This window comes from Paenibacillus sp. JT31N7 (genome assembly GCF_059692095.1).
This window is the reverse complement of sequence record NZ_JCAUAT010000003.1, coordinates 399,649-412,421: the sequence shown is the minus strand read 5'-3', so window position 1 is coordinate 412,421 and position 12,773 is coordinate 399,649. Positions and strand designations below refer to the sequence as shown.

Annotated in this window: 15 protein-coding genes; all 15 read right to left on the bottom strand. The window is 51.9% G+C overall.

The window, feature by feature from the left end; all coding sequences use genetic code 11:
• Positions 1-51: 51 nt before the first annotated feature.
• On the bottom strand, positions 52-822 hold the full coding sequence (locus AC58P5_RS16470; RefSeq protein ID WP_497388287.1) for an N-acetylmuramoyl-L-alanine amidase family protein: 771 nt from the start codon (positions 820-822) through the stop codon (positions 52-54).
• A gap of 67 nt (positions 823-889) precedes the next feature.
• Entirely contained in the window at positions 890-1,291 is a 402-nt protein-coding gene (locus tag AC58P5_RS16465) for a hypothetical protein (RefSeq protein ID WP_497388285.1), read from the bottom strand.
• Between the two features lie 33 nt (positions 1,292-1,324).
• Positions 1,325-1,612 (bottom strand): hypothetical protein, encoded by a 288-nt coding sequence (locus AC58P5_RS16460; RefSeq protein ID WP_497388283.1) that lies wholly within the window; start codon positions 1,610-1,612, stop codon positions 1,325-1,327.
• Positions 1,613-1,636: 24 nt separating this feature from the next.
• Positions 1,637-2,161, bottom strand: coding sequence for a hypothetical protein (locus AC58P5_RS16455; protein ID WP_497388281.1), 525 nt, complete (start codon positions 2,159-2,161; stop codon positions 1,637-1,639).
• Positions 2,158-5,595, bottom strand: a complete 3,438-nt coding sequence (locus AC58P5_RS16450; protein WP_497388279.1) for a phage tail-collar fiber domain-containing protein — start codon at positions 5,593-5,595, stop codon at positions 2,158-2,160. The genes AC58P5_RS16455 and AC58P5_RS16450 overlap by 4 nt, the downstream gene beginning before the upstream one ends.
• Positions 5,595-6,158, bottom strand: a complete 564-nt coding sequence (locus AC58P5_RS16445; protein WP_497388277.1) for a phage tail protein I — start codon at positions 6,156-6,158, stop codon at positions 5,595-5,597. Before AC58P5_RS16445 ends, AC58P5_RS16450 begins: the two co-directional genes overlap by 1 nt.
• The gene (locus AC58P5_RS16440; protein WP_497388275.1) at positions 6,151-7,275 is read right to left on the bottom strand and encodes a baseplate assembly protein; all 1,125 of its coding nucleotides are present in this window, start codon (positions 7,273-7,275) and stop codon (positions 6,151-6,153) included. The genes AC58P5_RS16445 and AC58P5_RS16440 overlap by 8 nt, the downstream gene beginning before the upstream one ends.
• Positions 7,275-7,607 (bottom strand): GPW/gp25 family protein, encoded by a 333-nt coding sequence (locus AC58P5_RS16435; protein WP_497388273.1) that lies wholly within the window; start codon positions 7,605-7,607, stop codon positions 7,275-7,277. Before AC58P5_RS16435 ends, AC58P5_RS16440 begins: the two co-directional genes overlap by 1 nt.
• Positions 7,604-7,993, bottom strand: coding sequence for a phage tail protein (locus AC58P5_RS16430; protein WP_497388271.1), 390 nt, complete (start codon positions 7,991-7,993; stop codon positions 7,604-7,606). Before AC58P5_RS16430 ends, AC58P5_RS16435 begins: the two co-directional genes overlap by 4 nt.
• Complete coding sequence (locus tag AC58P5_RS16425; RefSeq protein ID WP_497388269.1) at positions 7,990-8,406, bottom strand: phage baseplate assembly protein V; 417 nt, start codon at positions 8,404-8,406, stop codon at positions 7,990-7,992. The genes AC58P5_RS16430 and AC58P5_RS16425 overlap by 4 nt, the downstream gene beginning before the upstream one ends.
• Position 8,407: 1 nt before the next feature.
• Positions 8,408-9,439, bottom strand: coding sequence for a phage late control D family protein (locus AC58P5_RS16420; RefSeq protein ID WP_497388267.1), 1,032 nt, complete (start codon positions 9,437-9,439; stop codon positions 8,408-8,410).
• A complete protein-coding gene (locus AC58P5_RS16415) occupies positions 9,436-9,645 on the bottom strand; it encodes a tail protein X (protein WP_497388265.1) in 210 nt (69 codons plus the stop codon). The genes AC58P5_RS16420 and AC58P5_RS16415 overlap by 4 nt, the downstream gene beginning before the upstream one ends.
• Positions 9,642-12,248, bottom strand: coding sequence for a hypothetical protein (locus AC58P5_RS16410; protein WP_497388263.1), 2,607 nt, complete (start codon positions 12,246-12,248; stop codon positions 9,642-9,644). Before AC58P5_RS16410 ends, AC58P5_RS16415 begins: the two co-directional genes overlap by 4 nt.
• A gap of 6 nt (positions 12,249-12,254) precedes the next feature.
• Entirely contained in the window at positions 12,255-12,407 is a 153-nt protein-coding gene (locus tag AC58P5_RS16405) for a hypothetical protein (RefSeq protein WP_497388261.1), read from the bottom strand.
• A gap of 2 nt (positions 12,408-12,409) precedes the next feature.
• Complete coding sequence (locus AC58P5_RS16400) at positions 12,410-12,757, bottom strand: phage tail assembly protein (RefSeq protein WP_218229912.1); 348 nt, start codon at positions 12,755-12,757, stop codon at positions 12,410-12,412.
• Between the last annotated feature and the right edge of the window lie 16 nt (positions 12,758-12,773).

Here is a 12,773-nt window from a genome sequence, read left to right as displayed (position 1 = left end):
GTAGGCAAACAGACTGCCGAAAGTTTGCTCCGGTTCGCTGCAGGTGACCGCTCAGCCGCGCAGTTTATCGGCCATTCGCCTGATAAGCAGAGCGGTGTACTCGGTGTCAGGCGTCTTTCCGCTGTTCATTACATTGTTCCAGTACACGGGTGAATCGATCACTCCGTGTTCGTGAAGCTTGGCGATTGCCGCTTCCAGCACTTTGGAAGAATCGGGCTGCGCCTGCGGCCGGGATTTGTCGGGGGACACGGAAATCAGCCCCAGCGAAAAAGCCTCGGCCAGACCTTCCGCCGTCGATGCGGCCAGCTGATCAAGAAACGCCTCGTTTTTCAAAAGCGAAGCATCCGCTGCCCGGTCGATAAAACCGTATTCCAGCAAAACGGCCGGCATAGCAGTCTGACGAAGCACCGCGAGATCGCCGGACTTCCGGCCGCGGTCCTGCAGCCCGTATTTGGCAAATACCGCCGCCACCTTGGTGTGAATGACGGATCGGAGGGTTTCTGTCCGGGAGCCTGCGGCCGTCCCGCTGTACACGTAGGATTCAAATCCTGTGCCTCCCCCCGCGTTGATGTGGACCGAAACGAAATAATCGGCTTGAAGCCGGTTAGCGAACGCGCATCTTGCTTTCAAATCGGCGGACTTGTCCGTATCGAAAGCCAGATCATCCGTACGTGTCATGCGGACGTCCGCCATGCCCCGGAGTTTATTCGCAATACGGGACGCGATTTTCAGCGTGAGCTCTTTTTCCATTAATCCGCTGCCTATTGCGCCGGGGTCGTTCATCCCGTGTCCGGGATCCAGGACAATTACAGGTTTTTTCATCGGTCGTGACCTCCTTGTAAAATAGAAAAAGCCCTCAGCCGTTAAGCCGAGAGCGTTGCGCGGGCAATCAGAACGGGATGAAGCTGAATATATACGCGATCACGGCCGCAATCGTAACCGCAATCACATATTTGGAGAAGCTCATCCAGGCCTGCTGCGCGCTTGTCCGTTCTTTCTGTCCTTCGAGGCGTTCAGAGCTGCCGTCCCGCGTTACCTGCTGGAGCAGCTCGGCGTTGTCTCTGGTCATCTGCTGAAACACGTTGAACATTCTCGTTTCAAAGCCGTCGAATCTCGTCAGCACCTGCCCGACCAGAGTCTCTGTCTTGGCCTGACCGGCGTAAAGCTGCCGGATATCGGCTTCGTTTTTTTGCTCGCATCTCTTCAGCTCTTCGATGTCCGCGCGGAACTGCCGGCTTTCCATGTTCAGCCTTGCGAGATGCTCGGCGAAGTTTTCAGGGGCGATGGCCATCGTTATCGTCACCTCCCCTCATAGGCAGGGTGTTTACCTGCCGGTTTGGTGTTCGGGATGAGAAAGGCCGGGATCCGCTTGAGCCGGAGCAGTAGCTTGGATAACAGCCAGGGTTTCCTCGTACTCCTGCTGATTGATCCAGCCGTTTTCCAAGGCTTCCTTCAACAGCTTCTCCTCATATGTCGCGGCAAAATATTGCTGCACGGGCTCCCTGTATTCCTCCCGAATGCCTTTAAAACCATCCCGCTGCGTAAAGCGATCGGTACCGTAGACGTAAATGCTGCGGCAGTAGGTATTCCGTAAAAAGTCATGAATAACCATTTTTGCTGTCTCCCCTTCCCTGATTTAAGTCGTAACGGATTCCATGAAATTACGGAAATCCTCGTTCATCTTGGCCTGCTGGTCCTTAAGCCTGGTCTGTTCGTTTATCGAATACTCGATATAGGCTTGAAAATCAGCGTTCTGCCGTGCGATTTCCATCCGCAGCTTTTCGTTTTCAACGGACAGTTCCGTCAGAGACGGAGGTTTCGGAGGCTCCGGTTTGCTCCCGATCAATAGAGCAGCCCCTCGTCGGCCTTCCGCTTCCGCTGTCACTTCGTAGAAAGGTTCGCCGGACAGCGAAACAGAAGAAACGCCCTCGTTAACCGAGAGCGTTTGCTGCTTGCCGTTTATGGTTAGCTGTACGTCTGCATTTTCCGGCGCCGGCTCTCCAAGATAGTCGTAGATACCAACTGTGAGAGTAACGGTATCTATGGCGGATTCCGGCTGCTTGTCTGTGGATAAGCGGAGGTGGGTCAGCGAGTCAAAGTAGGACTCGCCGTAAGGTTCGACAATGTAGACGACGGTGCCGTCGATGCGATATTCGCTCATTGAAAAACGCCTCCTGAAAAGTCAATATCAATGTTTATGCTTGATGTTGAATTATTTGTCAACTCAATGACTATCGAAGATTTTGCAAAAATAGGTTGAGAGATAATAGCTGCAGATCCTTGTAACGCATTGCTATTCGGAAAGTCGCTGACCCTGCCATATGAGGAATTGGAACTGTTATAGCCAATATTCCCGGAAGACGGCCTTAATGTCGGTTGATATACGGCTAAGCTACTATCGGAGTTATAACTAACATCATTGTTTTGAAAAATACCGTTCACATAATTAACAACTAATGTTGAATCATAATATAAAGAACCGTCCACAAATACCCTTAACCTTCCAACTCCACCGGATAACGCCGCAATCCTTGATAAATAGCATTTTCCAGTAAAATGTATTGCGTTTAAGGTCTGATTTCCGTTAAGCACTATCGTTTGTCGTTTAATGATCGGCTTATACTGTTCCATTCCGCCTCCCACCGCCTTCCAAGTTGATCCATCCAGGTATTCCAATGTTCCATTATTCATCCTTAAACGCGATTCATCCCAGATTGGAAAACCGTCTTTCGTTAGTTTACCTCCAGCTCCAGGGTTGAATTGAATGTCCCCAGTAGGATACTCATTAACGAATTGAATTGTTTTGGATCCGGCCGCCGGAAAGCCCAGGTACATTTTACGTCCTTTATAGATTCCTTCAGGATACATCGTTAAATAGGAATGGGTCCGACCAACGAGGTCTATAATAGATGCATCATCAAAGAATCGAGTTTTGCCCATATTACCACCATTCTTTGACATAGCGTCTATCTCCAGGATACTAACCCGCGTTTCAACATTAGCCTGAGCCCTAGTTGTCAAATCCGTTGCTGTCTTCAGATTAGCGGATGTGCTGCCTTTTATGCTTTCGATAGGAGTCGTGAGAGTATACAGATCGAGTGCTAGATATGTGACATCATAAGTAGAACTCAAATCAATATTTTGCGGTGTGATATAGGCAAAGGCTCCGCCGTTCCCACCCGTGTTATTAACAGCAATTATAGCTGCTGCGCTTAACGTGCGATTCCTGCAGACCATTAGTATTCGATTTGATCTTCTAGATAAAAATGTTGGGGGAGATGATATATGGTTAATTAAATAATTCAAACCAACAGTTTGAGGATATACTCGCTCACGGACTATTAAACCGGCACCTGTTTCAATTTGATTTAATCCTTCGTGAAGCGTAATACCTCCTTCCGGAATAATTTCCGTTTCGAATGATAGTGACAGCTGATAGGTTAGACGATATGGTGTGTGATTCTTCCATTTAGTTGCGGGTAAAACAGAAGTTTCAGCCCCTGCCTCTGTATTTACGATCGGTTCCCAGCTTTTTGTGCCTTGATTGTTAAAAAGTTCCGTTTGTTGGGTCGTTGAATTCCAATAATACATTCTCCAGCCGTTAAAATAAGCTTTAATTTCCTCTGATGTCGGCGTGTAGTTGTCTCCCCAACCACTATCAGCATTCGGTACTGTAATGTATATCTGATCAGTTCCCTCAAATGAAAAACAATCTGGACCTGTTATATGGTTTCCGATATTTAATATCCTACCATCGTATTTCGTTAATGCCGATTTCCAATGATCATCATAATCAGGAATAGCCCCTGTAGCCACAACTCTTTTCAATCCTTGAGTAGCAATGTTAAAACTCCAAGGAAGTCTACCATCTAGCACTATTTCTTTATAACGTGACGTTTTCCAGTACTTACCGTCACGTTCTGTGATTTCATCTGCTACACTTCCGTCCACACTGGAAGCAAGCTTCACGTCCGAAAAAAACAAATAATCGTCTTCTTTCGGTTTAAACGGAAGAGCGGCTCCTCCCGGGTTAACCATAACGTCCGAAAACGTTACCTTCCCTATAATAGGTTTTAAATTTACGTCTACAGCCTTCAATACAACCTCAATAAAGGCGGATTTTAAAGGAGCCACGTTACTTCCCCGAAGCACATCACTTAAACGATTCTTTTCAGAGTCGGTATAGTAGTAATAAGCTGCCGCATTTGACGGAGTCGTCTTTGCGGAAACGGTATAAGATTGACCAGCTAAAACGGGAGCATAGAACCGCGCGTAAACGTTCACACTCGGATTGTGCACGATATCCGCCGTATAGGCCCCCTTAAAAACGACTTCATTCTTGGCCGCATTTCCCCGCTCCCACTCGTTAGACGAAGGAGCAAGATTTTCCCCGTGTTTAATAATGTAGGCATTCGTCGTATGCTTCACATCATCCACGTATGGAAATCGCAAAGCCGCTTTATCCCAGCCGCTTGTTGTCAAGAAGTTATAGTCAGCCGGACCAATTTCATATAACCTCAAAGAATCAAAATTGGCATACTCAGGTGTGGAGGAATTTGGAATAAACGGACCGCTTCCATCAGGTTTAAACATCTGTCCACGCCATTCAAAAGTGGCTGCCGCTGCCGGTGTTACAAAACGTAAACCGACGACTGACCAGACGCCTGTCTTCGATGCGGTAGTTGTTGGGGCATCACTAACAACGTTTCCTGCCGCATCCCTGATAATAAGTCTATAGCCTGCAACAACGTTCCCCGCTCCGACTCGTGTATCACCAATCAACACGTAGGACTTACTAGGCTCGATAAAATACCGGGGACTTTCATAAAAATGTTCACGTTCTTCGGTTCCCGATGCCGTGACCTTGTACGAAGACGTCCCTGTTGTATAGGTCGATGCATCCTTGCTAATCAGAACGTTAGCTTTAATAAAAATTGAAACATCCGCTTCGCTTCCCGTCCTCCCAACCCGATTCACAAGCGTACGCCCCTTCAAACTTTCCAGCTTGAAGCGGGATGTCCTCTCGGCGTTAACGACCTGCAATCCGTTCTCCAAAGTAAAAGACCTGGAAGGTACATCTTCCAGATGTGACTCGGCATAGTCTTTCAAACGTTTCTCCGAATCGGCCAAATCATTCTGGGAGGCGAAAACCAGAGATTTATCGATCTCCGCCGTCACATTGGCCGCATTGCCCACAACGACGATCGCATCGATGGACTTTTCGATGATGTCCGCGCCGCCAACAGGCGGAATATATTCCGCATTGGCGCCCGCATTGCCGTAGCAGTAAAGGATTTCTCCCTCGTCCGGGTCTTGGGCATAGATGCCGATTTCCCGGAAATAAAAGCCGGTTGTCACATCCTGATTGGACAGAACGGCTCCAATGACCGCACGGCCCTGCGTCTGAATTTTCAGCTTGGAAATCGCCAAGGATTTCTTTTCGCCGATTAGTTTCGTCAATGCCGGAATGGACTGCCCGCCAAGCTGACCGTCCCCTACTCCCATCCGGGTATAGTTCAGCGTTACACCCGTCTGGGCTTTGGCCTGTAAATTGCGCCCTTTGTTCGTCAATACAAATCCGCCAAAGGCTCCCATTATCCCACCTGCCTAATTGTCATTTTTTCGCCCATATGAAAAACGCCCCCGATATACAGAGGCATTTCTTCCGTCTGGGATAAAATCACGCGTTCGAGCCGGGCGCTGAGCCTCTTAACGGACTCGACCGCCCGGTAAAATTCGCGCGCTCTTTCCTGCGTCACTTCCGGGTTGTTCGTGATGACCCGGAAACGGAAAGGCTGACCGCCGTATTCAAACCATTCCTCGACTTTGCCTTCGCCGAAAAGTGCGGCGACCAGCTCTTCTACCGCGGAAGGCGTTCCTTTGCGTTTGTGCCAGCGGAAAGCGTTCCGGACGAGCTCACGCTTTTGCTCCAGAGGAAGCTCCGGTTCGTAGAAATCGACGTGAAACTGCCACGCCAGCTCGTCCGCCTCTTCCTCGGTCAGCTTGTCCAAACGGTCGTAGTACGTCAAACGTCCGATGTCTTCGCTAAGCTGCCGCAGCTGCCCGTCCAAGGAGAGAGCCGCCGCCCCTACGGTCTCGTCTCTCTTCAAATTCGGCGGTAAAATATCCAGCAGACTTGCGTTCCTAAGCTCAATCATCGGCAAGTCCTCCGTAAACGATGTTCACTTTGCCGTCCTGAGCGACTTTTAGGGCGGAAAGCTCCGTGTACGCCGGGCTGGCGACATTCATGCGCAGAGCTCCCGCCGCCATCACCCGCCCGATCAACTCGGAGGGGTTAATGTCCCGGCCGAGCCTGGATTTCTGCCAGAGCCGGTACCCCTCGACCGCTCCCGCGACGGCCGCTTGTATCGCGGCCGAATCGGCGGCACGGCTGCGGCTGACCCAATAGGTCAGGCCGATGTCGTAAGGCACCGTTTCCGGAGCCTGCACGGTGACATGATCGGTCAAAGGCCTGACCCGCCGGTCATTGACGGCCTCTTTTACTGCACCCAGAATATCTGCCGTCGGCAGCTCGCCTCCACGCAGAAGCGGCAGCACGACAACCTCGCCTTCGGCGGGAGAATGTACCCCTACATCCACGATGGCGGGGTTCGCCGATTTCGCCCAGTATTCGTACGCGCCTTCTGGGCCTGCCGTCGAAAACGACTCCGGAGCCGTACGGATCCGTTCGCGGTACGCATCGTCCGACTCCGTCTCGGAACCTCCCGAAGATTCCGTCGTATTCCGGACACTGACGACAAACGGAACCGGGTCTACGAGGACGTTCAAAATCCCCGGCTCAAACCCGTTGCCTGCCGTTCCCGGTGCCGTGCATTTCGCGGATACGGACGCCTTCAACTGTCCCGGCGGGATTTCGGCGACTTCTGTCGTCATGAAATAAAGTGCACCGCCGCCGCCCTGGGGCCCGATCCGGGTCGCTTTCGGAATCAGCGTAGCCGAATTGAGCGGCATGGACAGCGTAAACTCCACCGTCGTAACGGCCGCCGCCGCTTGAAGCCGCTTCGTTTCCGTCATCTCCCCCATATGATCGAGCAGGGCTCCCCTCGCATATCTCAGCAGATTTTGCCTCGCCGTCTGGTTGATCAGCACGCGCTGATGCACGATCATATTCGCCAGCGACATCAAAAAAAGGCGTTCGGGGTCCGCCGGAAACAGCTTGCGGCCCGTAATTGCTTCGTGCACGGCAAGAATCTCCTGAATCGTTTCCGCCGCATCCTCCTGTATGAACTGAACAGCGCCTTCGCTCAAACTCATCACCCCTCTCTCAGCCTGAAGCGGACGACAGGGATAAGCCTGCCTGCGCTTCCGCTCGTTTCATCTTCGTAAAACCGAATCTCTTCCACCAGAGCCCTCGGTTCCTGCTCCAGAATCGCGGTCATCACGCCGCCGCCTAGTCGAGCTTTCGCAACCGGTATCGGTTCGTCAAGATCTTCGAACGGAATCCCCATATTTCTGGCGAAAGGAGCCGACCCCGCAGGCAGACTCAGAATCGTCCGCAAATTCTGGATGACTTCTTCCGCTTCGCTCTTAGGGCCGAAATAAAATCCGCCGGGTTCCCGCATGTCTAAGGTATAATTATTTTTCATACATATTCCTCCAAAGAAATGGAAGCCGACGCGAGCAAAATATTGCCTCGGTTATCGACTTTATCCCAGGATTGCTCCAGAGACGTGATGACCCAGAAGGCTACGCCCAGTCCCTTGCCTCCGATTGTCAGAGACATCGCTTTGCCCGAACGCTCGGTCTCTACCAGCTTATCCAGCTCCTTGCGCGGGTTAATCCCGTACCGGAGGTCGAACCGCATCGTAAATGAGATCGTATCCAAACCCGGACCGATCCACTGTGTTCTGGCTTTTTTGCCGAGAATCTCGTGCTTGGCCCAGCGGCTTGAACTGCTTCTTTTAAATTCGTCGAAGGTCCGTATCGTGTCTGCGGTCGCAATAAACACAATATCGCCCAATGTGCCGATCATAACGCCTCACCGCCTCTCGTTAATGTTCCGGTTACGATCAGGTCACCCTCGATTTTCACGCTGCCGGCGGGTTTAACATGGAGCACGCCCGACTGCCGGTCGTAATAGACGCTGCTGCCGTCTTCAAACCAAACGCCGCGCTGTGACGGTAAGCCGGGAGGCCTTTTATCGGCCGTAAAAAAAGTCCCCAGGCAGTACCCCGCCTGAAGACCGCTGCCCGCAAAGGCGCAGAGCACATTCTCGCCGACCGCCGGCAGGCTGTTTCCCCGCGCCCATCCTCCCATGGGAGAAACGACCGGCAGACCTGCCGTAACGTAATCATTCCGGTCCGGAAAAGTGACCCTAACGGTCCCTTCGGAAGCCTGGACGCTGGATACGATGCCGGCCCGGATTACAGGATATTCTGAAGCCATCTCACCACCCCAGTACTTTTCGGATTTCAATATCGGTCGTGTAGCCGCCGCTGCCCACTTTGTGGCTTGCACTCTCGATCAGGTATTTGCCGTCGAACCGGTTCCATCCCTGAAGAAGAAGGGTGACCCCGGAAGCCAGGCGGACATCCCCGGACAAGGAGAGACTCGCTTTTCCGGCTTCTTTGTTCTTCTCGCGCAAGCTCTTGGCTGCAAGACGCATAGCCGCCGCCTCGGAATCGACCTGCTCGTTGATTTTCAGCACAGGACCTTCCGCCGGAGCGCCCGGAGGCACGTACATGGCCTGAAAAGTCGTGTTTTTCACGGAATCCGAATAGGTGACCTCGCAGGCCCGGTAAGCGGTATAGGCGGTACTCCAGCCGAACTTGTGACTCGCAACGGCGTCTTCTCCGCGGACGAGGGTCAGCGCCGGATCTTTTTTCTCATACTCCGCCTCATCGAACATGACGAGCTGACCCTCGGACACTTTTACTGCAATTCCCTCTTTCATGGCCTGCTCGTTCAAAAAGCCCAAATCGGACTGATCGGTCTGCTCCAGTCTCTCATAAGAAGGATCGACGTCAGCCGAATAGAACAGCGTCAGTCCGGCCGCTCGTGCCACATCTCCGGCCAGCGTACGCAGGGTGACATTTTCCCACGCTTTCGTGCGCTTTTCCTGACGGATGCCGGAATCGACGGGCAGCGAAACAGCCTTAATGCTTACGGTGTCCGGCGGACCTCCGAAATCAAAGGAATCGACTTCAAACGTTCCGCAGGGAAGCTTCTGTTCCTCCCCCGGATAACTCCAGCCGAAGGTCCTGATTTCGGCTTTAATCGTATCACCGGCTGAGGGCGACCAAGGACCCTGCCAATTTTGCAGTCTGTCCTCAAGGGAAAGCTGAAGATCGTCAAGCGATCCCGGCGCCGCATCGTTGTACGTAAAATCCACCAGTGAGTCCGCCAGGGATCGGGTAATGTCTTTCCCGTTGTACTCGATGACCAGCTCCGCCCTTCTTGCGTCCAATACGTCGTTCATACGGGGCTCCTCCTTCTCCAAGGTGGGAGCGTATCCGACGATTGGGCCCGTTTAGGCGGAATTTCAAGTGTAATGCCTGCCGGAAAAACGACGATTGCCGCATGTTTTTCGTTAAAATTCAAGAGGAGCGGCATAAACCGCTCGCTCCCGTAAAACGTATAAGAGAGCCCGTCCCAGGTATCTCCTTGAATTGTGGTGTAGATCATACAAAGCTCACCCGCGCTTTTTGACGTAAATAGGTGTTAAATTCTCTTTCGAAGTCCCGTCTCGTTCTCTGCTCCATCTGCTGGATTGCGGCCTGATCGGCATTTCCGTAGAAGTTATAAGACGGGTTAAAAACAAAGGCTCCGTTCCCCGACGAGGCGCTGCCCGAAGGCGAAACGCCCAGCATCCGGCCGGCTGCCGCATACAATCCGCGGCTGCGGTCGGAATTGTTGATCGGAATAATAACCTCGCGGTCTCCTCCTTCGCCTATCCAGGCGATCGTCGGGCTGCTTACCACACCGCCTCGTGCAAATCCGGGAATGGGGGGAATAAGTGGAATATTGGCACTGAATGTCTGGCCCCCCGCCCATGGAGACCATTCCGGAATCTCGATCTTAATATTATTGATGGCCTTGATAACTTCGTTTATTACGCCGATTACCGCATTGATCGGAACCGCGACCACATTCCCAATGGTGGAGAAGATCCCTTTTAACATATCCATAAGTCCCTGCCAAGCGGCCGACCAGTTGCCCGAGAAAACATTCGTGATAAAATCGGTCGCCCCGTTCAGAGTTTGAATAACGCTGTCGACAATGGAACCGAAGCTGTTCAGAACTGTACTGACCCCGCCTTGGATCATCGTGAACACGAATTGCACGGCACTGAAGATACTGTCCAGCACCGGCTTAATAATGGTGAACAATGTACTGAAGGCCTGAATAATCGCATTGCCCAACCCGTAAATAGCCGGCAGCATATCCGACACGGCCTTGGTCAGAACAGGAAACACTTGGGTGCTCAGGAAAGTGAAGATTTGACTGACAATCGGCCAGATCTGGTTCATTAAATAAGCTCCGACGGGAAGAAGGGCCGCCATTGCGGAAGTAAACAAGCTGTAGAAAACGACGCCGACCTTCATAATCACGGGCAAAATCTGCTGAATAATGCTTCCGATGGAGCCGAAAATCGATTGAATATACGGAAGAAAGCTTTGCCACGTGGTGAAAAACAGATCCTTCATTCCGCCCATTTTATCGAAAATGGAGGCTATACCTTGCACAACCATCGCGGCATCACTGTCGTTCATGCCGAGCATTTTGGCGTAGTCGATAGCTACCCCGCTCATCTTTCCGTCAAAGCCGTTCTGAAACAGATAAGCCACATTGTCCGCCACACCCGTAATGGCAGGGCCCACCGTAGAAGCGATGCTGCCGAATACATTTTTGACGATAGGACCCACTTTCATGATGACCTCGCTGAGCTTCTCCAGCAGCGGAATCGCCATGTCCGCAAGGGGGAACAGGAAATCGGCGGTCAGCTGTCTTCCTAATCCCTTGAACGCATCGCCGATCGTGTTATATTTGACTGATGCCATTTCATTCATGGTGTCCTTCGTCATGTCGAATTCGCTGCGCGTGCTGCCCATGGCCGTCAATACATCGTCTCCGAGATCCTTGAACGATTCCCCGAACAACTGAACGCCGAGTTTGCTTTTCAAAATAGGGTCCTGTACGTTCCCCAGGGCCTGAGCCACCTGTTTAAAAGCGGCTTGCGCTTCAGGTCCTCCGGCTGCAAAGGTTTTGACCATTTGTCCGGCATTCAGGCCAAGTGCAGCGAAAGCGTTCCTGCTTTCTTCGCCGCCTTCTTTCGATTTCTCGCTGAATGCTTTAACGGAATCCCCTATGGCTTCCATATCTGCCGAACCGGATTTCAGACCCGCACCAAACGTGTTAAACATCTGGTCGGCTGAGAAGCCGATTTCTTTAAAGGAAGAACCGTACTTGTCGGCGGACTCCAGCAGTTCATCCGTACCCAGTCCTTTCTGGGAACCTTGAGCGAACAAGTTATATGCTTCCTTACCGGAAATGCCAAACTCCTTCATAACCGACTTTGCCGATTTGGCGGAGTCTTTAACATCGGTTTCAAACACGTCGCTGAAAATCATCGCGTTGCGTGTAGTCTCCTCAAGCGCCGAGCCCTGCTCGCCGGTCAGCTTTTTAACCTCCGTCAAGGTACCGACCACGTCGCCCCAGCCTTCGCCCAAGTTTTGCTTGTACAAGGACGTTGCCGAACTTTTGATTTGGGCCATTTCCGCTTCTCCGGCGCCTGTAGACGCTTGGGCCTGGTTTAAAGCCGACTTGTATTCATCGATCTTCCCCACCACGTTCACGACGACATCGGCAACCTGTCCGAATACGTTGAACCCCTTTTTGAATCCTTCCAGCGCTTTCTGTGCGCCCCCGATCGCCTGCTCGGTCTGCGCCAAATCCTGCCGGATCGGCTCGGTCATATTAGCCGGCACCGCAACCTGGTTCACGCTTTTTAACTCATTTTTTAATTCGACAATCAGCTTGACACATTGGAGGATATTTCCGATCATATCGAAATCCACTTTAGACAAGAAATCGCCAATGGAAGAGCCTGATTTGGAAGCGGATTTCTCAGCAGCCCCGGAAGCGGGAGCGGCATTCGAATTCGTAGTTGCCACCGCAGTCGAAGCCGATCCTGTACTTCCGCTAGATGAAGAACCGGAACTGCCAGTGGAACCGGACGATTTTTTGGGCTTAGCCGCTTTCTTAGATGAAGATTTTTTTTTCGCCATCTATTCTCACCCCCTTTTTGCGAGTACTTCTTGTATCGGCTCCGTCCACTCCAGCAGCTCGGCTACCGGAAGACTGAGCCAGTAAGGAATGGGCGTCTTGGTGGCAACCGAGAAGGAGGCCACCAGCTTGCGCAGGGTGCGTCCCCCTTCTTTGCCCATCCCTAGCCCAGCAAAAAATTTTGCGACCGGACAAGAATTTTGGAGAAATCCTTGCCGGGAAGCGCCTTGATCAGATCCACGGGGACTTTGGCCGCACGGGCGGCTACCAAGGCTTGATATGCCTGGGAAATTTGCTTGACAGGCACGACTTCGTTCCCGGAAGACATCGTGTTCATTTGTCCCTCGCAGGAGAGCAGATCTCCGCCCGTCAAGCTGTCGAAATCGAGCAGCAGCTCGGTATATTCGGTTCCCTCAAAAGTAAACGGCCGACTGAGCTTATAGACACGCTCATCGACCGTTTCGGTTTGACCTGCTTCTGCGGCTGGAGTTTTGGTTTTATTTTCAGACATGTGGATAATTTCTCCC

Bases quoted from the DNA above. Each gene is read 5' to 3' on its own strand.
- AC58P5_RS16465 (WP_497388285.1), bottom strand. From the start codon at position 1,291: ATGGCCATCGCCCCTGAAAACTTCGCCGAGCATCTCGCAAGGCTGAAC.
- AC58P5_RS16405 (WP_497388261.1), bottom strand. From the start codon at position 12,407: ATGGGCAAAGAAGGGGGACGCACCCTGCGCAAGCTGGTGGCCTCCTTC.
- AC58P5_RS16410 (WP_497388263.1), bottom strand. From the start codon at position 12,248: ATGGCGAAAAAAAAATCTTCATCTAAGAAAGCGGCTAAGCCCAAAAAA.
- AC58P5_RS16455 (WP_497388281.1), bottom strand. From the start codon at position 2,161: ATGAGCGAATATCGCATCGACGGCACCGTCGTCTACATTGTCGAACCT.
- AC58P5_RS16400 (WP_218229912.1), bottom strand. From the start codon at position 12,757: ATGTCTGAAAATAAAACCAAAACTCCAGCCGCAGAAGCAGGTCAAACC.
- AC58P5_RS16440 (WP_497388275.1), bottom strand. From the start codon at position 7,275: ATGAGTTTGAGCGAAGGCGCTGTTCAGTTCATACAGGAGGATGCGGCG.
- AC58P5_RS16450 (WP_497388279.1), bottom strand. From the start codon at position 5,595: ATGGGAGCCTTTGGCGGATTTGTATTGACGAACAAAGGGCGCAATTTA.
- AC58P5_RS16460 (WP_497388283.1), bottom strand. From the start codon at position 1,612: ATGGTTATTCATGACTTTTTACGGAATACCTACTGCCGCAGCATTTAC.
- AC58P5_RS16435 (WP_497388273.1), bottom strand. From the start codon at position 7,607: ATGAAAAATAATTATACCTTAGACATGCGGGAACCCGGCGGATTTTAT.
- AC58P5_RS16470 (WP_497388287.1), bottom strand. From the start codon at position 822: ATGAAAAAACCTGTAATTGTCCTGGATCCCGGACACGGGATGAACGAC.
- AC58P5_RS16420 (WP_497388267.1), bottom strand. From the start codon at position 9,439: ATGAACGACGTATTGGACGCAAGAAGGGCGGAGCTGGTCATCGAGTAC.
- AC58P5_RS16425 (WP_497388269.1), bottom strand. From the start codon at position 8,406: ATGGCTTCAGAATATCCTGTAATCCGGGCCGGCATCGTATCCAGCGTC.
- AC58P5_RS16430 (WP_497388271.1), bottom strand. From the start codon at position 7,993: ATGATCGGCACATTGGGCGATATTGTGTTTATTGCGACCGCAGACACG.
- AC58P5_RS16445 (WP_497388277.1), bottom strand. From the start codon at position 6,158: ATGATTGAGCTTAGGAACGCAAGTCTGCTGGATATTTTACCGCCGAAT.
- AC58P5_RS16415 (WP_497388265.1), bottom strand. From the start codon at position 9,645: ATGATCTACACCACAATTCAAGGAGATACCTGGGACGGGCTCTCTTAT.